Below are 20,337 nucleotides of genomic sequence, written 5' to 3' on the forward strand. Positions count from 1 at the left end.
CCGGCCTCAACCCGCCGGATAGTTCGGGGCCTCGCGGGTGATCGCGACGTCGTGGACATGGCTTTCGCGCAGCCCCGCATTGGTGATGCGCACGAATTTGGCGCGCTCGCGGAAATCCTTGAGGGTGCGGCTGCCGGTATAGCCCATCGCGGCCTTCACGCCGCCGACCATCTGGTGGATGACGTCCTTCGCCGGCCCCTTGAAGGGGACCTGGCCCTCGATGCCCTCGGGGACCAGCTTCATCTGGTCCTTGATGTCCTGCTGGAAATAGCGGTCGGCGCTGCCGCGCGCCATCGCGCCGACGCTGCCCATGCCGCGATAGCTTTTGTAGGTGCGTCCCTGATAGAGGAAGGTCTCGCCCGGCGCCTCGGCGGTGCCCGCGAGCATCGAGCCGACCATGACGCTCGACGCGCCCGCCGCGAGCGCCTTGGCGACGTCGCCCGAGGTACGGAGGCCGCCGTCGGCGATCACGGGAACACCGAGTTTCGAGGCGGCCTCGACGCTGTCGAGGATCGCGGTGAGCTGCGGCACGCCGACGCCCGCGACGATGCGCGTCGTGCAGATCGAGCCGGGACCGATGCCGACCTTCACGCCGTCGGCGCCCGCGTCGATCAACGCGCGCGTCGCATCGCCGGTCGCGACGTTGCCCGCGAGCACCTGGACACGGTTCGACAATTTCTTGATCCGGGCGACGGTCTCGCCGACGCCCTTGCTGTGGCCGTGCGCGGTATCGACGACGATCAGGTCGCATTCGGCCTCGAGCAATGCTTCGGCGCGCTCGACACCGCTATCGCCGGTGTTCGTCGCCGCCGCGACGCGCAGGCGGCCGTTCCCGTCCTTGGTGGCGTCGGGGAAATTGACCGCCTTTTCCATGTCCTTGACGGTGATCAGGCCGGTGCAGTGATAATCGTCATCGACGACGAGCAATTTTTCGATGCGGCGCTGATGGAGCAATTTGCGCGCTTCATCCTGCCCGACCCCGGCGCGCACCGTCGCCAGATTTTCGGCGGTCATCAGCTCGCGCACCGGCTGCCCCGGATTGTCGGCGAAGCGCACGTCGCGGTGCGTCAGGATGCCGACGAGCTTGCCGCCGGGCTCCACCACCGGAATGCCCGAAATCCGGTGCTGGTCCATCAGCGCGGTCGCAAAGGATAGCGGCGCGTCGGGGGTGATGGTGATCGGGTTGACGATCATGCCACTTTCGAAACGCTTGACCTGCCGCACCGCGGCCGCCTGTTCCTCGACGGTCAGGTTGCGGTGAAGCACGCCGATGCCGCCGATCTGCGCCATCAATATCGCCATGTCGGCCTCGGTCACCGTGTCCATCGCCGACGACAGGACCGGGATGTTGAGGCTGATCTCGCTGGTCAGCTGGGTCGACAGATTGGCATCCGAGGGCAGGATGTCCGATGGACCGGGCACCAGCAGCACGTCGTCGAAGGTCAGGCCGGTGATGATTTCCATGGGTGCCACTTTCTGGTGCGGGCGGCGCCTGCCCCGGATTTCGGGGCGGCACACGCGAATCATTTGGTGGCGGCCCATGTAACCAGTCGCGCCCGCGCGCGCCAGTGGGGGACGAACGATTATTTCACGCGATTCCGAAGGGCAGTCGGTGAGCCGCGAGGACGCTTACCACCGGCACCGGTGTAACCGGTTGCGTTGCCTCCGGCCGCTCGTTAGACCGCTGCGCATAACATAGTTCCGGCGAAGAGGATATTCCGAATGAACCTGCCCAGCCAGGCGGCCGCCAACCCCGGCGGCCGGTCGAATGCCATGGCGGCCTTCGCCGCGGTGACCGTGCTGTTCTTCGCCTGGGGCTTCATCACCTCGCTGATCGACCCGCTCGTTGCCGCGGTGAAGGGAATCTTCACGTTGAGCGATGCCGAGGCGCAGTTGTCGGCATCGGCCTTCTTCATCGCCTATGGCCTGATGTCCTTTCCCGCCGCGGCGCTGATCGCGCGCTTTCATTCGGTGCCGTCGATCCTGACCGCGCTGTCGACGATGGTCGCCGGCTGCCTCGTCATGCTCGCGGCGGCGAACCTCGCCGTCTATCCGCTCGTGCTCGCGGGCCTGTTCATCCTCGCGAGCGGCATCACCATCTTGCAGGTCGCGGCGAACCCGCTCGCGGCGGCCCTCGGCGACCCGAAACGCAGCCATTTCCGCCTGACCTTCAGCCAGACCTTCAACAGCTTCGGCACCTTCCTCGGCCCCCTGATCGGCGCGCACCTGTTCCTTGAAGGCGTCGAGGTCAAGGAAGGCACGGTGGTGACCGAGGCGGTGCGCGCGCAGGCGCTCGGCGGGATCGACGCGGCCTATTTCTGGATCTGCGGCCTCATCATCGCGCTGCTGTTCTTCTTCTGGTTCAGCCGGCGCATCGTCAACGAAGCGGTGCCGCCCGCGCCGATCGGCGAGCGCGCCGGGATGGGCGAGCTGATCCGCGAGGCCTTTTCGTCGCGCTGGGCGCTGCTCGGCGGGCTCGCCATCTTCCTCTATGTCGGCGCCGAGGTCGCGATCGGGACGCAGATGGCGCTGTTCCTCAACAGCGATGCGATCTGGGGCCAGTCGGACGCCGCCTTCGGCACGTTCGGCTGGATCATGGGCAATGACGGCGTGCCCGGCGTGTCGTTGCAGGAAGCCGGCAAAGCCGTCGCGCTTTACTGGGGCGGCGCGATGATCGGCCGCGCGATCGGGTCGGTGCTGCTCGCGCGTTTCTCGGCATCGAAGCTGCTCGTCATCTTCACCGCCGTCGCGGCGCTGCTCTGCCTCTATATCATATTCGTCGGCGGGGTGAGCGCGGGCTTCGTCGCGCTGTCGATCGGCCTGTTCAATTCGATCATGTTCCCGGTGATCTTCACCCTGACGCTCGAGCGTTCGACCGCACGCGCCGAAGCGACGTCGGGGCTGCTGTGTACCGCGATCGTCGGCGGCGCGGCGATCCCCTATCTCGCGGGGCAATTGTCCGACGCGGTCGGCTATACCGCCGCGCTGGCCCTGCCCGCCGCCTGCTATGTCGCGCTGTGCATCTTCGCGGTCGCCGCGGGGCGCGCGCCCGCGCGGCAGGCGAGCACAGGCGTGACGGTCCACTGAGGAGCCGGAAACGCGGGCGGGGGATCATGGCCGGATTGTCGATCAAGGACGCGCGCAAGCACTTCGGGACGACCGAGGTCCTGAAGGGCGTGTCGATCGACGTCGCCGACGGCGAGTTCACGGTGATCGTCGGCCCGTCGGGATGCGGTAAATCGACGCTTTTGCGGTCGGTCGCCGGGCTTGAGGAACTGACGAACGGCCGCATCCGCATCGGCGACCGCGACGTCACCGGCCTCGCGCCGTCGGAACGCGGGATCGCGATGGTGTTCCAATCCTATGCGCTCTACCCGCACCTGACTGTCTATGAGAATATGGCGTTCGCCCTGCGCATCGCGAAGGCCGACAAGGTCGCGATCGATGCGGCGGTGCGGCGGGCGGCGGCGATTTTGAACATCGAGCCGCTGCTCGATCGCAAGCCGGCGGCGCTGTCGGGCGGACAGCGCCAGCGCGTCGCGATCGGTCGCGCGATCGTGCGCCAGCCGCAAATCTTCCTGTTCGACGAACCGCTGTCGAACCTCGACGCCGACCTGCGCGTGCGGATGCGGTATGAATTTGCCGAGCTTCACCGCCAGCTCGGCACGACGACGCTCTATGTGACGCACGATCAGGTCGAGGCGATGACATTGGCCGATCGCATCATCGTGATGCGCGACGGGCGGATCGAACAGGTCGGCACCCCGCGCGAACTCTATGCGCGGCCGGCGAATATCTTTGTCGCGCAATTCCTCGGCACGCCGCGGATGAACATTCTGGCGGCGACGATGGCCGAAAACGGCCGCGCGACGCTGGCGGGCGGGCGCAGCATCGCCCTGCCCTCGCTTACGACGCCACAGCCGGCCGGAACGCCGCTGTCGATCGGTATCCGGCCCGAGGATATCGCGATCGGGGAGGCGCCGGGCGCGCTGCCCTTCACCATCAGCTTTATCGAGCGGCTCGGCGGGCTGGCGACGCTGCATCTGGGCGGCCGCGAAGGCGAGGAACCCGTCGCGTGCCAGTTGCGCGACGACGGCAGCCTTGAGGAAGGCGACACGGTCGCCGCGTCCTTCGCGTCCGGACATCTGCACCTGTTCGACTCCACCGGCGAAGTGTTGGAGACGACAGGCAAATGACCTTGCATTTCGCCATTGTAACCGGTTACGCTGTCGCCGTTTCCGCGCCCGGCGAGAGAGGAACGGAGTCGCGAAAGCGGCCCGTCGCCATATGAGGGAAAGGGGGCCAGCGGCATGGCAACATTGAGGGACGTCGCCCGCGAAGCGGGGGTTTCGGTCGCGACGGCATCGCGCGCGATCAACGGGCTCGGCAATGTCACCGCGCCGACGCGGGCGGCGGTGATGGCGGCGGTCAAGAAGCTGAATTTCGTCCCCCACAGCGGCGCGCGGAGCCTGACGCGGCGCAAGACCGACACCGTCGGGGTCATCCTGCCCGACCTGTTCGGCGAATTCTTCTCCGAAATCATTCGCGGCATCGACCTGGTCGCGCATGAATCGGGGATGCACCTGCTGCTGGGCAATATGCACGGCAGCACGCACGAGACCGCGGCGGCGATCGCCGCGATGCGCGGGCGCGTCGACGGGCTGCTCGTCATGCCGCCCGATCTGAAGCCCGAACTGCTGGCGGACTATCTCGACCCGGCGCTGCCCACGGTGCTGCTCAATTACGACGCCGGACCGCTCGACCTGCCTTTCGTCGCGGTCGACAATTATCGCGGCGCCTATGCGATGACCGAAGCGCTGCTGACGGCCGGCGCGCGGCAGGTGGTCCATATCGCGGGACCCAAGCACAACCGCGACGCGCGCGACCGCCAGCGCGGCTTCGTCGAGGCGATGGCGAAGATCGCGGGGGAACGCAGCCCGGTGATCCTGCCCGGCGACTTTTCGGAGGAAAGCGGCGAAAAGGCGGCGCGCCTGTTCGTCGAGGGACAGCTTCCCGCCGACGCGGTCTTCGCCGCGAACGACCAGATGGCGGTCGGGCTGATCGCCGAGCTGGCGCGCGCGGGCGTATCGGTGCCCGGCGACGTGATGGTCGCGGGCTTCGACGACATCCCGCTCGCGCGGCATCTGAGCCCGGGGTTGACGACGATGCAGGTCAATATCGACCGGCTGGGGTCGACGGGCATGATGCTGCTGCTCCGCCTGCTGCGCGGCGACGCGCTGGGCGCGGCGAGCGCAACGATCCTGAACCCCAACCTCATCGCGCGCGGCACCACCGCGAGCCTGCCCGGCGCCGCACGAGCGAGTGCCGCAGCGGGAGCGTCGCCGACGTGAGCCGACTGGCGCGCCTTTGCCGATGCAGCTGACGCGCCGCCATATGACCGGCGCGCTCGCCGCGCTGCCCCTCGCCCCGCTGCTCGGCGGCTGCGGCGCGCGCGCGGACGATACGCTGACGATCTGGGCGATGGGCAATGAGGCGGCGAGCCTGCCCGCGCTGCTGGGGGGCATCGCCTGGCCCGCTGACGCGCCGCCGATCGCGGTCCAGCCGCTGCCGTGGACCGCGGCGCACGAGAAATTGCTCACAGGCTTTGCGGGCGGATCGCTGCCGAGCGTCGGGCAGGTCGGCAACAGCTGGATCGCCGAATTGGCCGCCATCGGGGCGATCGAGCCGGTTCCTCCATATGCGAGGCGGTTGCTCGCCGACCAGTTCGGCGCGGTGATCGACACCAATCGTATTGCTGGCAAGACGTGGGGCGTCCCCTGGTATGTCGACACGCGGCTGCAATTTTATCGCAAGGATCTGTTCGCGCGCGCGGGTTATGGTGCGCCACCGCCCGAGTGGACCGAGTGGAAGGCGGCGCTGCATAAGGTGAAAAAGCAGGCGGGCGACGGCAATTATGCGCTGCTCTATCCGCTCAACGAATATGAGCAGTTGACGACGCTGGCGCTGTCGGCCGGGGCGCGGATGCTGCGCGACGAGGGCGGCCGCGGCGCCTTTTCGGAACCCGAGTTCAAGGCCGCACTCGCTTTTTACAAATCGCTATTCGATGAGGAGCTCGCGCCCAAGGTCTCGATGGCGCAGATTTCCAATGTCTGGACCGAATTCGGGCGCGGCCATTTCAGCCTGTTCCTGTCGGGCCCGTGGACGATCGGCGACATGAAGAAGCGCCTCGCGCCGGCATTGCAGGACGATTGGGGCACCGCCGTGAACCCGGGGCCCGACGGGATCGGGTCGGCGGCGCCGGGCGGGTCGAGCCTCGTCGTTTTTGCGGGCGGCGCGCATGACAAGGCATCGTGGGATCTGGTGGCGCGGCTGACGGCGTCGGTCGCGCAGCTCGCGCTCCACGAAGCGACGGGCGATCTGCCCGCGCGGCGCTCGGTGTGGACCGCGGCGGGGTTGATGCACGACCCGGCGGTTGCGCCGTTCCGCGTCCAGCTCGAGCGCGCGACCGCGCTGCCCAAAGTGCCCGAATGGGAGCGCATCGTCACCGAGATGCAAGTCGTCGCCGAACGCATGGTGCGCGGGCAATATAGCGTCGATGCGGCCGCGAAGGAGATCGACGCGCGCGCGGACCGCCTGCTCGAAAAGCGGCGCTGGATGCTGAGCCAAGGACGCGCGCTTTGAGTGCGGTCGGCCGGGTGGGCGAGGCGCGCGCGGGCTGGGCGATGTCGTCGCCGGCGCTCGCGGCGATCCTGCTTTTCTTCGTCCTTCCCGCGATCGCGTCGCTGTTTCTGAGCTTCACCGATTTCGACATTTATGCGCTCGCCGACATCGGAAATTTACGCTTCGTCGGCCTGCAAAATTACGAACGCCTGCTCGAGAACCCGCTGTTCTGGAAGGCTATCACGAACAGCTTGCTGTTCGTCGCGGTGGGCACGCCCTTCATCGTCGCGCTGTCGCTGTTGGCGGCGATGCTCGTCAATTCGCGCTGGCTGACATGGCGGCCGGTGTGGCGCGTCGCCTTGTTCGCGCCCTATGTGACGACGCTCGTCGCGACCGCGGTCGTCTGGCGCTATCTGCTCCACACGCGCTACGGGTTGCTCAACTATCTCCTCTCCTTCTTCGGGATGCCGCCGATCGACTGGCTCGGCAGCCCGACCGCGTCGCTGCCCGCGATCCTGCTCTTCGTCGGGTGGAAGACCTTCGGCTATAATATGATCATCTTCCTCGCCGCGTTGCAGACGGTGCCGCGCGAGCTCGACGAGGCGGCGCGGATCGACGGCGCGGGTTGGTTCACGCGGCTGCGCCACGTCACCCTGCCCGCGATCGCGCCGACGCTGCTGCTCGTCTCGGTGCTCACCGTCGCGGGCATGTTCCAGCTCTTCGCCGAACCCTATGTGATGACGCAGGGCGGCCCCGCGCAGTCGACCGTCACCATCCTCTATTTCATGTATGAGGAGGGGTTCAAATGGTGGAACCTCGGTTCGGGGGCGGCGGTCGCCTTCCTGCTCTTCCTCTGCATCCTCGCGGTGACGCTGGTGCAGCTCAGGCTCGCCAAGCGGAGCGGCGCGATATGAGCCTGCGCCGCTGGTCCGTCACCCTGCTCGCCGCGCTCGTCGCGCTGGTCACGATCGCGCCCCTCATCTGGATGGTGTCGGTCAGCTTGATGGCGCGCGGCGAAGCGGCGCAATTCCCGCCGCCGCTGTGGCCCACGAGCCCGACACTCGAAAATTACCGCCTGCTCTTCGGCAGTTTCGGCGTCGGTCGCTTCCTGCTCAACAGCATTCTCATCTCGACGCTCGCGACGGGGCTCGCGCTGCTCTTCACGATTCCGGCGGGCTATGCCTTCGCCAAGCTGCGCTTCAAAGGCCGCGACGCGACCTTCCGCCTGCTCGTCGCGGCGCTCGTCGTGCCGGGGCAGATCGGGATGCTGCCGCTGTTCCTCGAACTCAAGGCGATGGGGCTCGTCAACAGCTATGCCGGCGCGCTCGTGCCGTGGCTTGCGGGGATTTTCGGCATCTTCCTCGTCCGCCAATATTGCCTGTCGATCCCCGACGAGATGCTCGAAGCGGCGCGCATCGACGGCGCGAGCGAGGGGCAGATATTGCGCCGTATCGTGCTGCCGGTCCTGGCGCCGATCATCGTCACGCTGGCGCTCTATGTCTTCCTGTCGAGCTGGAACGATTTCATGTGGCCGCTGATCATTCTCGCCGATCAGGATCTCTACACGCTGCCCGTCGCGCTCGCCGCCCACAGCCGCCAGAATGTCCAGGATTATGAGATAATGATGGCCGGCGCGGTCGTCACCACCCTCCCCGTCCTCATCCTCTTCCTCGCGCTCCAGCGTTACTATCTGAGCGAGCTTCTGACCGGGAGCGTGAAGGGATGATCCGATTTCTCTCCCCAGTCCAAGGAACGATCATGTCGCCACCTTCCACTCCGTTCGCCCTGAGCTTGTCGAAAGGCTGTCCTTTATTTTGGGCCCAGCGAAGAAAGAACGGTGCTTCGACAAGCTCAGCACGAACGGGGCGCGGGTCGGCGAACGCAGTGCTCACGGCACTCGCGCTCGCCTTTTCCTTTCCCGCCACGGCCCAAGCGGCCGACGGACAAACTCCGCAACCCGCGATCGCGGTGGACAATTACCCCTATCAGCTCTTCCTGCCGCGCGGCTACAATGCCGATTCCAAGGTGAACTGGCCGCTGCTGATCTTCCTCCACGGATCGGGCGAGCGCGGCGACGATGTCGCCAAGGTCAAGGTCCACGGCCCGCCGAAGATCGCCGACCGCAGCCCCGATTTCCCCTTCGTCACCGTCTCGCCGCTGCTCGGCGCCGATCAGGACTGGGACGTCGCGAAGCTCGACCGGTTGCTTGATCATGTGACGAAGACGCTGCGCATCGACCCCACGCGCATCTATCTGACCGGGCTCAGCCGCGGCGGCCATGCGAGCTGGCGCTGGGCCGCGGCCGAGCCGCACCGCTTCGCGGCGGTCGCGCCGGTCGCGGGGCGCGGCGAGACGGCGACCGCTTGCGCACTCAAAGACACGCCGATCTGGGCCTTTCACGGAGACCGCGACGATGTCGTCGTGCCCGAGGGCAGCTTCGATATGGCGCGCGCGATCCGCGCCTGCGGCGGACGACTCTCGCGGCTGACCATCTACCCCGACCTCGGACATAATAGTTGGGACCCGGCCTATGACGATCCCGCGCTTTATCTCTGGCTGCTCTCTCACCGCCTCCCCACGCCGCCCGACGCGGCGACAAACAAGAAAACCAAGGAAAGAAAATGACGCAGACGATTTTCCCCGACGATTTCCTGTGGGGCGCGGCGACCGCCGCCTATCAGATCGAGGGGTCGCCGCTCGCCGACGGCGCGGGGGCGAGCATCTGGCAACGCTTCAGCCACGATCCGCGGCTGATGGCGGCGAAGGGCGACACCGGTGACGTCGCGTGCGACCATTATAACCGCATGCCCGCCGACGTCGCCTTGATGAAGGAATTGGGGCTGAAAGCCTATCGCTTCAGCGTCAATTGGGGCCGCGTGCTGCCCGAGGGGATCGGGCGCGTGAACGAGCCCGGACTCGACTTCTACGAGCGCCTTGTCGACGAGCTGCTCAAGCACGACATCGAACCGCTCTTGACGCTCCACCATTGGGACCTGCCCGCCGCGCTCGACGACAAGGGCGGCTGGCTGAACCGGGATAGTGCGGACTGGTTCGCCGAATATGGATCGGTGATGTACCGCCGCCTCGATGGGCAGGTGAAGAAATGGGTGACGCTGAACGAGCCCTGGGTGATCACCGACGGCGGCTATCTCCACGGCGCGCTGGCGCCCGGTCACCGCAATCTGTTCGAGACGCCGATCGCGAGCCACAATCTGATGCGCGCGCACGGCGCCGCGGTGCGGGCCTATCGCAGCGAGGGCGCGCACGAAATCGGCCTCGTCGTCAACATCGAGCCCAAATATCCAGCGAGCGACAGCCCCGACGATGTCGCCGCGACCGCGCGCGCGCACGCCTATATGAACCGCCAATATCTCGACCCGGCGCTCAAAGGCGCTTATCCCGAAGAACTGGCCGAGATATTCGGCGAAGCCTGGCCCAAATGGTCCGCCGAGGACCTTCAGGACATCTGCCAGCCGGTCGATTTCATCGGCATCAACTATTACACGCGCAACGTCGTGAAGGCCGACCCACACCAGTGGCCCGTCGGCGCGTCCCCGGTGCGGCAGGTCGCGACGCACACCACGACCGACTGGGAAGTCTATCCGCCCGCGCTCACCGACATGCTGGTCTGGTTCCGCGACACCTATGGCGATATTCCCGTCTATATCACCGAAAATGGCGCCGCCTTTTACGATCCGCCCAAGGCCGGTCCCGACGGGATCGACGACCCGCTGCGCTGCGATTACCTGCGCACCCATATCTCGGCGATCGGCGACGCGATCCGGCAGGGGGTCGATGTGCGCGGCTATATGGCCTGGTCGCTGCTCGACAATCTCGAATGGTCCTTGGGCTTTTCGAAGCGGTTCGGTATCGTCCATGTCGATTATGAAACGCAGGCGCGCACGCCGAAACGCAGCGCGCGTTTCTATAGCGGCGTGATCGCCGCCAATGGAGGAAATCTCGGATGACCCGCAAAGTCCTGCTGCTCGCCGCGGCGCTGCTCGCGCTGCCCGCCGCCGCGAAAGAGCGCGCCGATCATTATGAAGCGATGACCTATAATATCCGGCTCGACGTCGCGTCGGATGGGGACAATGCCTGGCCGCACCGGCGGAGCGCACTGACCGCGCTCGTCGCCTATCAGGCGCCCGACCTCGTCGGAATGCAGGAGGTGCTGCAGCATCAGAAACAGGCGGTCGAGGCCGATCTGCCCGCCTATCAATTCGTTGGCGTCGCGCGCGACGACGGCAAGGCGAAGGGCGAATATTCGATGCTGGGGTTCCGCCGCGACCGCTTCGCTCTCGTCGGATCGGGCACCTTCTGGCTGTCGCCGACGCCCGATGTGCCGAGCAAGGGCTGGGACGCCGCGCTGCCGCGGATCGCGACCTGGGCGCGGCTGCACGACCGGACGGCGAAGCGCGATTTGCTCGTCGTGAACACCCATTTCGACCATATCGGCGAGGTCGCGCGGCAGGAAAGCGCGCGCCAGATCCGCCGCTGGATCGACGGCGAGCGCAAGCCGGGCGAGAGTGCGGTGCTGATGGGCGATTTCAACAGCCCGGCGACGAGCAAGGGCTATGCCGCGATCGTCGCGCCGGGCCAGGGCGCACTGCGCGACAGCCGCACGGTCAGCCGCACGCCGCATTATGGCCCGCTCGGCACCTTCACCGGATTCGACATCGCGCGGACGGACGCGAGCCCGATCGATCATATCTTCGTCAGCGACGATGTGGCGGTGCTGAGCCACGCGACGCTGACCGACCAGAATGGCGGCAAGCTGCCGTCGGATCATTATCCGGTGGTTGCTGATCTGTGCATTGGCGAGGCTTGTTAAGCGCGATCGGATTGGACTGAAAACACCGCCTCCCTAATGCCGTCATCCCGGCGAAGGCCGGGATCTCACCCTCTCGTCCTAACGCACCGGCGAGATCCCGGCCTTCGCCGGGATGACGGAGTTGTTCACTCTGGCCTGGCCCGATCCAGCCAGCCGCCGGTGAAGCCGATGCGCTTCAAGCCGCGGACGATATGCGGATTCTTGCGCATCACCTTCCACACCAGCCCGCTGCGGTGATTCTCGATCATCGCGAGGATTGGTCCCTGATCGATGCCGAGATAGTCGTTCGCGACCCAGCCGTGGACGGGATCGACGGCGCCCGATTTCGATCCGAAATCGGAGAAGGTGAAGCTGGGATTGAACGCGTCCTTGAAACCATAGCGCGTATAGAGCCTGGGCCCATATTGCGCGCGCATCGCCATCAGCGCGGGGATCGCCACTTCGGGCGCGAAGGCGACCGAGCCGCCCGCCGCGGTCGGGACGATCGTGCCGTCGTCGACGACGCGGACCGCGCTGACGCCGCGCGCCATATAACCGTTGAAGCTGCGCGGCGTGCCGTTGACACTATATTTGCCCTTCGAATAGCCCGGCCCGTCGGACGCGGTCCAGCCCCAGATGTCGGCGCTGTAACCCGACCATTTGTTCGGATTGTCGGTGCCATAGGCGCGCTGCGCCAGCGTCGCGCGGCGGCTGTTCTCGAAATAGTCGATGCCCTTGCCGCGCATGAAATCGTCGCGGATGCCGCGGAAATCGACCCAGACATGGCTGTATTGGTGCCCGAACATCGGTTCGAACTGCAGATGCTCTTGCCCGTAGTAGCTGCCCCAATCCTTTTCGAGGTCGGCTGCCCAGCCCTTGTCCCACGCATCCTTGCCGACGGGGTGCGTCGGCGAACCGAGCGCGAGGATGTAAACGAGCATCCCCTCATTATAACCGACCCAATCGTGCGTGCCGAAATCGCCGCCTTCGCCGCGTTCGGGATACCAGCCCATCGCGATCGCCTTTTGCCCGCCGCCATTGGCCGACGGAATCCGGCTGTTTTCGCGCTGGACGAAGGTCCAATCGACCCGGGCGTAAATTTTCTCCGCGAGGTCGCGAATCTCGGCCTCGACGGGCGTGTCGGCGTCGTAATAGCTTTGCGCGAACAGCACGCCGCCGAGCAGCAGCGAGGTGTCGACGGTCGACAGCTCGGTCTTGCCGCGGCGCGTCCCGTCCTCATTGTTCAGGAAATGGTAGAAGAAGCCCTTGTGGCCCGCCATCCCGGTCAGGGCCGGCCCCTGCGGCGCGGTCCAGTAGAAGCGCAGGCAATCGCGCGTGCGCTCCGCCGCCTCGGCGCGCGTGACATAGCCGCGCTCGGCGCCGATGCCATAAGCGGTGAGCGCGAAGCCGGTCGCGGCGATCGACGAAAAGGGATTGCTCGGCCAGCGATCGGGCGCAAGGCATTTTTCGGTATCGGTGGTGTCCCAGAAATAGCGGAACGTGCGCTCGGTCAGCTCTTCCGAAAAGGCGGCCTCGGTCATCGGGGCCAGCGTGGGCGCAGGGGCGGCGGCGGTGGGCGCCGGACCGGGGGTGCAGGCGGTGGCCAGCGCGATCAGGGGCAGAAAAAGGACCCCGCTGCGAAACGACATGAACTACTCCAGAAAAAATGAGACGCCCGGCCCGCGGGAGGGGGTGCGAAGCCGGGCGCCTGGTCAGCCGGTCAGAAAGAGAAACCGGCCGAAAGCTTTACCGTTCGCGGCGGGTTTCCGCCAACGCCATTGCCCGAAATGCTCAGATAGTCAGGCGACGTCGGATCATTGTTATAATCGACATAATTGCGGTCGTTGAACAGGTTCAGAATGTCGACGCGAAGCCGCAGACGCGATTCCTCGCTGATGAAGCGGAACGGGATATATTTGGTGATCGCGATGTCCATCTGGCGGAAACCCCAGCGATCGCCGTTGCCGTCGGCCTCGTTCGAAATGACGTTGCGCGACGGATTGGCGCCGCCGACGTCGATGAAGCGTTTCAGGTACGGCGGCGACGCGATCTGGAATTTGCCCGACAGCGTGACGCCGATCGGCAGATCGACCGACCCCGTCGCGACGAGGCGATGCTTGCGCACCCCGCTCGACCGCGTGATCGGATAATCGTCGAGCGACGGGAAATCGAGGCTGAAAACCTCGCCAAAGTTCCGATTCTCCTCGGCCTCGGTATAGGTATAGGTCGCCGCAAAGCTCCACGGCGACGCCGCCGTGTAATTTTTCACGAGCTTGAGATAGCCCGAATCCGCGCTTGTTTTGAGGCCATTCGTCCCGATGATGATCGACCCGAAACCCGGAGGGGCGAAGCCGAAGGGTGAACCCGGCGACGCCGGCGCGGGCGGGAAGAAGGTGCCGTCGGGGCGGCGGTTGCCGAGCAAATAGGCGAAACCATCCTTGCTTTCGATGTGGCTATAGCCGACTTCGGCTTCGAACAGCGGGGTCACGCGAGCACGGAAACCCAAGCTGAACTGGTCCGAATAGGGCACCTTGAGGTCGTTGTCGATGAAACGCAGTTCGCGCCCGCCGCCCGGCCCGGCACCCGCGAGCAATTGCTGGCGACCCGCCTCGGTCAGGTAGATCGGATCCCAGGCAACACAGGTCGGGCCGGGCACGCAGCTGTTCTCGGGATCGCCGGTAATGAAGTTGAATGTGCGGGTAGTATAGGAACCGACGCTGATTTCCTGTTGCAGGAAGTCGAACTGGTTGCGGTCGTACGAGCGGCCGAAGCCGCCGAACAGGACATAGCGCGCCTCGTCGTCGAGTTCGTAGCTGAAGCCGATGCGCGGTTGCCAAGCCCCCATGAACGCCTTGCGCTCCGATCCCGTGGAGATGAAATCGTTGATGCTGTAATTGGCGTTGATCAGGTTCGGATAATTGGCCGGTGACACCGCATTCACCGCATCGGTGGGGTGGACGAAATCGAGATAGGCCGGAGTCCGCTCATAATCCCAGCGCACGCCAAGGTTGAGCGTCAGCCGGTCGGTAACCTCCCAGTCATCCTGGATATAGATGCCGAACTGGAAATTCTTCGAATTGACGATCGGGCTGCCGTTGCCGGTCTGGGCGCCGAACTGAAGGCGATACGGGACATCGTCGTTGAAGCCGCCGCCGGGGTCGAATGCGGTATTATAGGTATAGAGCGGGTTGAAATTGCCGAGCTGGAGTGTGTTGAGCTCCACCCATTTGGCCTTTGCGCCGACCTTGATCGTATGGCCTTCGAACCCGGTCCAGGTGAAATCGTTCTGGACGCCCCAGCCTTTCTGGCCCTTGTTCTGATAGTTGCCGCCGCCGCCGATGCGCAGCAAATCGCCGCGGACGACCACGCCGGGCTGCGGATTGGTCGGCGACGGGCCCGCATAGGCGAAGAGGAAGGCATTACCGAATTCGACCGGTGTGGGCGCCCATTTGACGTCCTCATAGGTCAGTTTGAAATCATTGATCCAATTGTCCGCCGTATGCTCCCAGCGGCCGGTCACGCGCAGTTCCTCGACATCCTGCGCGCTGATCGTGCTGCGCGCATTGATGCCGCTCGACAGAAATTCGCCGCTTTCCTTGCGATATTTGCCCGACACCTCGATCAGGTCGCTGTTCGACGGCTGGAAACTGAGCTTGCCGAAATAGAGATCCTCATTGAAGGTCGCGTTGGTCGGCCCGAAAACCCCCTGATATTCCGACGGGAAATAGCTGACCGGCAGGTTGAGGCCCGGCCGGACATCGACCGGATTTTCCTGCCGCTTGCCTTCATAGGTCACGAAGAAGTGCAGCATATCCTTGATGATCGGACCGCCGAGCGCGCCGCCGAACTGGAAATCCTTGGTCTTGACCTTCGACGTTGTCAGTTCGTTCGGTCGCGCGTCGCGCAGGCTCTGGTCGGTATAGTCGATGAAGGCTTCGCCGTGGAATTCGTTGGTGCCCGATTTGGTCACCGCGGTGATCGCCACCGAGCTCACCTGGTCGAATTCGGCCTTGTAGTTCGACGAGAGAACCCGGTACTCGCCGACCGCGAGTTGGGGAAAGGGGTTGCCCTGCGTCGAATCCTGGCCGGTGACGCCGTTCTTCAGGACATAGTCTTTTTGCCCGACGCCATCGATGAAGATGTTGACGCTGCGGCTGTCCTGCGCGCCGCCCTGCAGGCGCGACTGCCCATTACCGCCGGTGACGAACTGCACGCCGGGCGCGAGGTCGGCGAAGGCGAGGAAGTTGCGGTTGTTCTGCGGCAGCACCTCGATCTGGCGCTGGGTGATGTTGGAGCCGACCTCGCCGCCTTCCAGCGACCGGATGCGCGTGCCGGTGACGATGATCGCGTCGCTTTCGGCCGAGGCGATGTCGGGCTGAGAGAAGTCGAAATCGAGCACCGCGCTCTGCCCCACCGATAGCGTGAACTCATCGGTCCGCCGCACGCCGTCCGGCGTCGTCAGTTCGAGGCGATAGGTGCCGACCGGAAGCGACGCGATATTGTAGCTGCCGTTCGCGCTCACCGCGACGCTACGCGTCAGGCCGGTGTTGACGTTGATCGCGGTGACTTGGGACACGCCGCCTTCGGCTTTCACCGTGCCGCGAAGCGAGGCGTTCGAAACCTGGGCGTGCGCAGGAGTTGCGACACCGATCGCCAGCGCGGCGCCGGCACTGCTCCATGCGAGCGCCGCGGCGAGCCGGCGCGTGCGCGACCGGCGCGTGGTCATGGTCTCAAATTCATGCGAAAGCTTCACGGCATCCTCCCTTTTTGTGCCCCCGACTGTTTCCGCCCTCGCCTGATTCGCCGACCGGCCTTGCCTCCGGTGCAGCGACGAGTCGCGGGAAATCGCGTCGTTGTTTTTTGATTTGTAACCGGTTTCACGATAGCTGTATAGGGGGAAGCGACACAGATGGATATGATCGGGGACCGGCCGGTTTTCAGTCGAAATTCGGCCAATCCGCGTGACAATGTATAAGCAAACCCGACCGGGAAGGACGAATCATGCCGCCGATGCCGCGCAACCTCACATCCCTTACACTCGCCACCCTGATGGTGGCCGGGCAGCTTGCCCCCGCGCCGCTGCTCGCGAAGCCGGCGGCGAGCGCGAGCGCGCAGGCGCCGGTCGATGCCGCGGGATGGATGCGCCCCGATCCGAAGATGGACCGCTTCATCGCCGAGCTGATCGCGAAGATGACGCTCGACGAGAAGGTGGGGCAGCTCAACCTGCTCACCAGCGACTGGGAATCGACCGGTCCGACGATGCGCGAAGGCTATAAGGACGATATTGCCGCCGGCCGGGTCGGCGCGATCTTCAACGCCTATACCGCCAAATATACGCGCGAGTTGCAGCGCATGGCGGTCGAGGGCACGCGGCTCAAAATCCCGCTGATCTTCGGCTATGACGTCATTCACGGCCACCGCACCATATTCCCCATCTCGCTAGGCGAAGCGGCAAGCTGGGACCTTCAGGCAATTGAAAAGGCGGCACGAATATCGGCAGCCGAAGCGTCGGCCGAGGGCATTCACTGGACCTTTTCGCCGATGGTCGACATCGCTCGCGACGCGCGCTGGGGCCGCGTGTCGGAGGGCGCCGGCGAGGATGTCTATCTGGGCAGCCTGATCGCCGCGGCGCGCGTGCGCGGATATCAGGGCGACGATCTGTCGCGCCCCGACACGATCCTGGCGACCGCCAAGCATTTCGCCGCCTATGGCGCGGCGCAGGCCGGGCGCGATTATCACACGGTCGATATTTCGGAACGCACGCTGCGCGACGTCTATCTGCCGCCGTTCAAGGCCGCGGCCGATGCGGGCGCCGCGACCTTCATGACCAGCTTCAACGAATATGACGGGATCCCGGCATCGGGCAACCGCTACCTGCTTACCGAGGTGTTGCGCGACAAATGGGGGTTCAAGGGCTTTGTCGTAACCGATTACACGTCGATCAACGAAATGGTCCCGCACGGTTATTCGAAGGATCTGAAACAGGCGGGCGAGCAGGCGATCAACGCCGGGGTCGATATGGACATGCAGGGCGCGGTCTATATGGAAAATCTCGCCAAATCGGTCACCGAGGGCAAGGTCGACATCAAGAAGATCGACGCCGCGGTCAAGGCGATCCTCGAGATGAAATACCGCCTCGGCCTGTTCGAGGACCCCTATCGCTATTCCAACGAGGCGCGCGAGAAGGCGACGGTCTACAAGCCCGAGTTCCTCGAGGCCGCGCGCGACGTCGCGCGCAAGTCGATCGTTCTCCTGAAGAATAAGGACAATGTTCTTCCCCTCGCCGCGGGGGCGAAGTCGATCGCGGTGATCGGCCCGCTCGGCAACAGCAAGGAGGATATGATCGGCAGCTGGTCGGCGGCGGGCGACCGCAAGACGCGGCCGGCGACCCTGCTCGAGGGGCTGCAGGCGGGCGCGCCAAAGGGGACGAGCGTCACCTATGCCAAGGGCGCGAGCTATGCGTTCGCGGACGCGGGCAAGACCGAGGGGTTCGCCGAAGCGATCGCGCTGGCGCAGAAATCGGACGTGATCATCGCGGCGATGGGGGAACGCTGGGACATGACGGGCGAGGCGGCGAGCCGCACATCGCTCGACCTGCCCGGCAACCAGCAGGCGCTGCTTGAGGAACTCGAGAAGACCGGCAAGCCGATCATCCTCGTGCTGATGAGCGGGCGGCCGAACAGCATCGAATGGGCCGACGCCCATGTCGATGCGATATTGGAGGCCTGGTATCCCGGCACGATGGGCGGCCACGCGATCGCCGATGTCCTCTATGGCCGCTATAATCCGTCGGGCAAGCTGCCCGTCACCTTCCCGCGCACCGTCGGGCAGGTGCCGATCCATTACGACATGAAGAACACCGGGCGGCCGATCAATCCGGCGGACCCCAATGCGAAATATGTATCGCGCTACCTCAATACGCCTAACACGCCGCTCTATCCGTTCGGCTATGGCCTCAGCTATACGAGCTTTTCCTATTCGCCGGTGACGCTCGACAGAGCGAAGATCCGCCCCGGCGAGACACTGACGGCGAGCGTTACCGTGACGAACAGCGGCGCGCGCGACGGCGAGGAGGTCGTACAGCTCTATGTCCGCGATCTCGTCGGATCGGTGACGCGGCCGGTCAAGGAACTGAAAGGGTTCGAGAAGATCAGCCTCAAGAAGGGCGAAAAGCGGACGGTCCGCTTCACGCTGACCGACGCCGACCTCGCCTTCACGCGCGCCGACATGAGCCGGGGCAGCGAGCCCGGCCAGTTCAAGCTGTGGATCGGGCCGTCGTCGGCCGAGGGGCACGAAGCCAGCTTCGAGCTGACCGAATGACGATACGGTTTCGCCTTCCCGTCGCGCTCGCGCTCCCGCTCGCCTATGTCGCCGCAGCGGGCGCGCAGCCGGCCGCACGCCCGAACATCGTCTACATCATGTCGGACGACCACGCCTATCAGGCGATCTCGGCCTATGGCTCGCCGCTGTCGAAGCTCGCGCCGACGCCCAATATCGACCGCATCGCGAAAAATGGCGCGATTTTCACGCAGAGCTTCGTCGGCAATTCGCTTTGCGGCCCCAGCCGCGCGACGCTGCTGACCGGGCGCCAGAGCCACGCGCACGGCTTTACGCAGAACGGCCAGCGGTTCGACAACAAGGTCTGGGTCTGGCCGCGCGCGCTCGGCCAAGCGGGCTATGCGACCGCGATGTTCGGCAAATGGCACATCAACCGCTCGCCCGAAGGCATCGGCTTCGACGACTGGAAGGTCCTCGACGATCAGGGCGAATATTATAACCCCGACATCATCACGCCGAAGGGGCGCAGCATCGCCCAAGGCTATGCGACCGACCTGATCACGCAGTACAGCCTCGACTGGCTGAAGACCGGGCGCGACAAATCGAAGCCCTTCGCGATCCTGATCCACCACAAGGCGCCGCACCGCAATTTCATGCCCGCGCTGCGCCATGTGCGGAAATATCAGGGCGTGACCTTTCCCGTGCCGGGCAATTATTTCGACGATTACCGCGGCCGCATCGCCGCCGGCACGCAGGAAATGAATATCTATCGCGACATGTATGAGGGGCACGACCTCAAGATGACGGTCGCGAAAGGGTCGGCGCAGCTGCGTTATAATCGCTGGCCCGGCGCGTTCGACCGGATGACGCACGCGCAGCAGGCCGAGTGGGACGCGGCGATGCAGGCCGACAACGACCGGCTGAACGACGCAAAGCTTTCGGATCGCGACCTCGCGCTGTGGAAATATCAGCGTTACATGCAGCAATATCTGGGCACGATCGCGGCGGTCGACGAAGGCGTCGGCGCGGTGCTCGACTATCTGGAGGAAAGCGGCCTCGATCGGAACACGATCGTCGTCTACACCTCCGACCAGGGCTTTTACCTGGGCGAGCATGGCTGGTTCGACAAGCGCTTCATCTATGAAGAATCGATGCGCACGCCGTTCCTGATCCAGTATCCGGGGCATATCCGCCCGGGCACGCGCGTCGCGGCGCCGATCCAGAATATCGATTATGCGCCGACCTTCCTCGACTATGCCGGCGTGAAGGGCCCGGCGACGATCCAGGGCCGTTCGATGACGCCGCTGCTCGCCGGCCGCACCCCGCGCGACTGGCGCACGGACGTTTATTATCATTATTACGAGTTTCCGGGATTCCACTCGGTGCGCGCGCATTACGGCGTGCGCGGCGAGCGGTACAAACTTGTGCGCTTCTATGGCGAGGGGCTCGACGCGTGGGAGTTTTACGACCTCAAGAGTGATCCGCACGAGATGGACAACCGGATCGGCGACCCGGCGATGAAGGCGCCGATCGCGGCGATGAAGCGGCGGCTCGTCGAGCTGCGCCGCGAATATGAAGATACGAGCGGGCCCGCCATCTCCTGACCCGGTTGCGATGAGGACTGATGG

Annotated in this window: 14 protein-coding genes; 11 read left to right on the forward strand and 3 right to left on the reverse strand. The window is 65.1% G+C overall.

The features are described from left to right. Window positions 1-6: 6 nt before the first annotated feature. Window positions 7-1,464: an IMP dehydrogenase gene (guaB, locus tag GGR90_RS00200; protein ID WP_167918325.1), complete on the reverse strand. Its 1,458-nt coding sequence runs from the start codon at window positions 1,462-1,464 to the stop codon at window positions 7-9. A 258-nt stretch (window positions 1,465-1,722) separates the two neighbouring features. Here guaB and GGR90_RS00205 point away from each other — a divergent pair, with 258 nt between their 5' ends. The 9 genes from GGR90_RS00205 (at window position 1,723) to GGR90_RS00245 (ending at window position 11,452) form a co-directional block, all read left to right on the forward strand. Continuing rightward, on the forward strand, window positions 1,723-3,087 hold the full coding sequence (locus GGR90_RS00205; protein WP_245198317.1) for a sugar MFS transporter: 1,365 nt from the start codon (window positions 1,723-1,725) through the stop codon (window positions 3,085-3,087). Between the two features lie 26 nt (window positions 3,088-3,113). Beyond that, window positions 3,114-4,196, forward strand: coding sequence for an ABC transporter ATP-binding protein (locus GGR90_RS00210; RefSeq protein WP_167918327.1), 1,083 nt, complete (start codon window positions 3,114-3,116; stop codon window positions 4,194-4,196). A gap of 114 nt (window positions 4,197-4,310) precedes the next feature. Next, complete coding sequence (locus GGR90_RS00215; RefSeq protein ID WP_167918329.1) at window positions 4,311-5,351, forward strand: LacI family DNA-binding transcriptional regulator; 1,041 nt, start codon at window positions 4,311-4,313, stop codon at window positions 5,349-5,351. 22 nt (window positions 5,352-5,373) lie between these two features. Further along, window positions 5,374-6,642, forward strand: coding sequence for an extracellular solute-binding protein (locus GGR90_RS00220; protein ID WP_167918331.1), 1,269 nt, complete (start codon window positions 5,374-5,376; stop codon window positions 6,640-6,642). After that, window positions 6,639-7,535 carry a carbohydrate ABC transporter permease gene (locus GGR90_RS00225; RefSeq protein ID WP_245198319.1) on the forward strand — a complete coding sequence of 299 codons (897 nt, stop codon included), beginning with the start codon at window positions 6,639-6,641 and terminating at the stop codon, window positions 7,533-7,535. Before GGR90_RS00220 ends, GGR90_RS00225 begins: the two co-directional genes overlap by 4 nt. Beyond that, window positions 7,532-8,347 carry a carbohydrate ABC transporter permease gene (locus tag GGR90_RS00230; protein WP_167918334.1) on the forward strand — a complete coding sequence of 272 codons (816 nt, stop codon included), beginning with the start codon at window positions 7,532-7,534 and terminating at the stop codon, window positions 8,345-8,347. Before GGR90_RS00225 ends, GGR90_RS00230 begins: the two co-directional genes overlap by 4 nt. Window positions 8,348-8,505: 158 nt before the next feature. Next, window positions 8,506-9,246: a carboxylesterase family protein gene (locus GGR90_RS00235; RefSeq protein ID WP_167918336.1), complete on the forward strand. Its 741-nt coding sequence runs from the start codon at window positions 8,506-8,508 to the stop codon at window positions 9,244-9,246. Continuing rightward, window positions 9,243-10,589, forward strand: coding sequence for a GH1 family beta-glucosidase (locus GGR90_RS00240; protein ID WP_167918338.1), 1,347 nt, complete (start codon window positions 9,243-9,245; stop codon window positions 10,587-10,589). The genes GGR90_RS00235 and GGR90_RS00240 overlap by 4 nt, the downstream gene beginning before the upstream one ends. Then, the gene (locus GGR90_RS00245) at window positions 10,586-11,452 is read left to right on the forward strand and encodes an endonuclease/exonuclease/phosphatase family protein (protein WP_167918340.1); all 867 of its coding nucleotides are present in this window, start codon (window positions 10,586-10,588) and stop codon (window positions 11,450-11,452) included. The genes GGR90_RS00240 and GGR90_RS00245 overlap by 4 nt, the downstream gene beginning before the upstream one ends. Window positions 11,453-11,577: 125 nt before the next feature. Here the strand turns inward: GGR90_RS00245 and GGR90_RS00250 are convergent, their stop codons facing one another. After that, window positions 11,578-13,080: a glucoamylase family protein gene (locus GGR90_RS00250; protein ID WP_167918342.1), complete on the reverse strand. Its 1,503-nt coding sequence runs from the start codon at window positions 13,078-13,080 to the stop codon at window positions 11,578-11,580. 71 nt (window positions 13,081-13,151) lie between these two features. Beyond that, complete coding sequence (locus GGR90_RS00255) at window positions 13,152-16,157, reverse strand: TonB-dependent receptor (RefSeq protein WP_167920729.1); 3,006 nt, start codon at window positions 16,155-16,157, stop codon at window positions 13,152-13,154. A 275-nt stretch (window positions 16,158-16,432) separates the two neighbouring features. On the opposite strand from GGR90_RS00255, the gene bglX reads away from it, so the two are divergent. After that, window positions 16,433-18,751: a beta-glucosidase BglX gene (bglX, locus tag GGR90_RS00260; protein WP_167918344.1), complete on the forward strand. Its 2,319-nt coding sequence runs from the start codon at window positions 16,433-16,435 to the stop codon at window positions 18,749-18,751. After that, complete coding sequence (locus GGR90_RS00265) at window positions 18,748-20,313, forward strand: sulfatase family protein (protein WP_167918346.1); 1,566 nt, start codon at window positions 18,748-18,750, stop codon at window positions 20,311-20,313. Before bglX ends, GGR90_RS00265 begins: the two co-directional genes overlap by 4 nt. The last annotated feature ends 24 nt before the right edge of the window (window positions 20,314-20,337 follow it).

The sequence above is a fragment of the Sphingopyxis italica genome (assembly GCF_011926545.1).
GTDB classification, from domain to species: Bacteria; Pseudomonadota; Alphaproteobacteria; order Sphingomonadales; family Sphingomonadaceae; genus Sphingopyxis; species Sphingopyxis italica.

What these genes read in the sequence shown, in the direction of transcription:
- guaB (WP_167918325.1), bottom strand. Translation starts at nt 1,464, where the DNA reads ATGGAAATCATCACCGGCCTGACCTTCGACGACGTGCTGCTGGTGCCC.
- GGR90_RS00215 (WP_167918329.1), top strand. Translation starts at nt 4,311, where the DNA reads ATGGCAACATTGAGGGACGTCGCCCGCGAAGCGGGGGTTTCGGTCGCG.
- GGR90_RS00210 (WP_167918327.1), top strand. Translation starts at nt 3,114, where the DNA reads ATGGCCGGATTGTCGATCAAGGACGCGCGCAAGCACTTCGGGACGACC.
- GGR90_RS00205 (WP_245198317.1), top strand. Translation starts at nt 1,723, where the DNA reads ATGAACCTGCCCAGCCAGGCGGCCGCCAACCCCGGCGGCCGGTCGAAT.
- GGR90_RS00265 (WP_167918346.1), top strand. Translation starts at nt 18,748, where the DNA reads ATGACGATACGGTTTCGCCTTCCCGTCGCGCTCGCGCTCCCGCTCGCC.
- bglX (WP_167918344.1), top strand. Translation starts at nt 16,433, where the DNA reads ATGCCGCCGATGCCGCGCAACCTCACATCCCTTACACTCGCCACCCTG.
- GGR90_RS00230 (WP_167918334.1), top strand. Translation starts at nt 7,532, where the DNA reads ATGAGCCTGCGCCGCTGGTCCGTCACCCTGCTCGCCGCGCTCGTCGCG.
- GGR90_RS00250 (WP_167918342.1), bottom strand. Translation starts at nt 13,080, where the DNA reads ATGTCGTTTCGCAGCGGGGTCCTTTTTCTGCCCCTGATCGCGCTGGCC.
- GGR90_RS00240 (WP_167918338.1), top strand. Translation starts at nt 9,243, where the DNA reads ATGACGCAGACGATTTTCCCCGACGATTTCCTGTGGGGCGCGGCGACC.
- GGR90_RS00245 (WP_167918340.1), top strand. Translation starts at nt 10,586, where the DNA reads ATGACCCGCAAAGTCCTGCTGCTCGCCGCGGCGCTGCTCGCGCTGCCC.
- GGR90_RS00220 (WP_167918331.1), top strand. Translation starts at nt 5,374, where the DNA reads ATGCAGCTGACGCGCCGCCATATGACCGGCGCGCTCGCCGCGCTGCCC.
- GGR90_RS00255 (WP_167920729.1), bottom strand. Translation starts at nt 16,157, where the DNA reads ATGACCACGCGCCGGTCGCGCACGCGCCGGCTCGCCGCGGCGCTCGCA.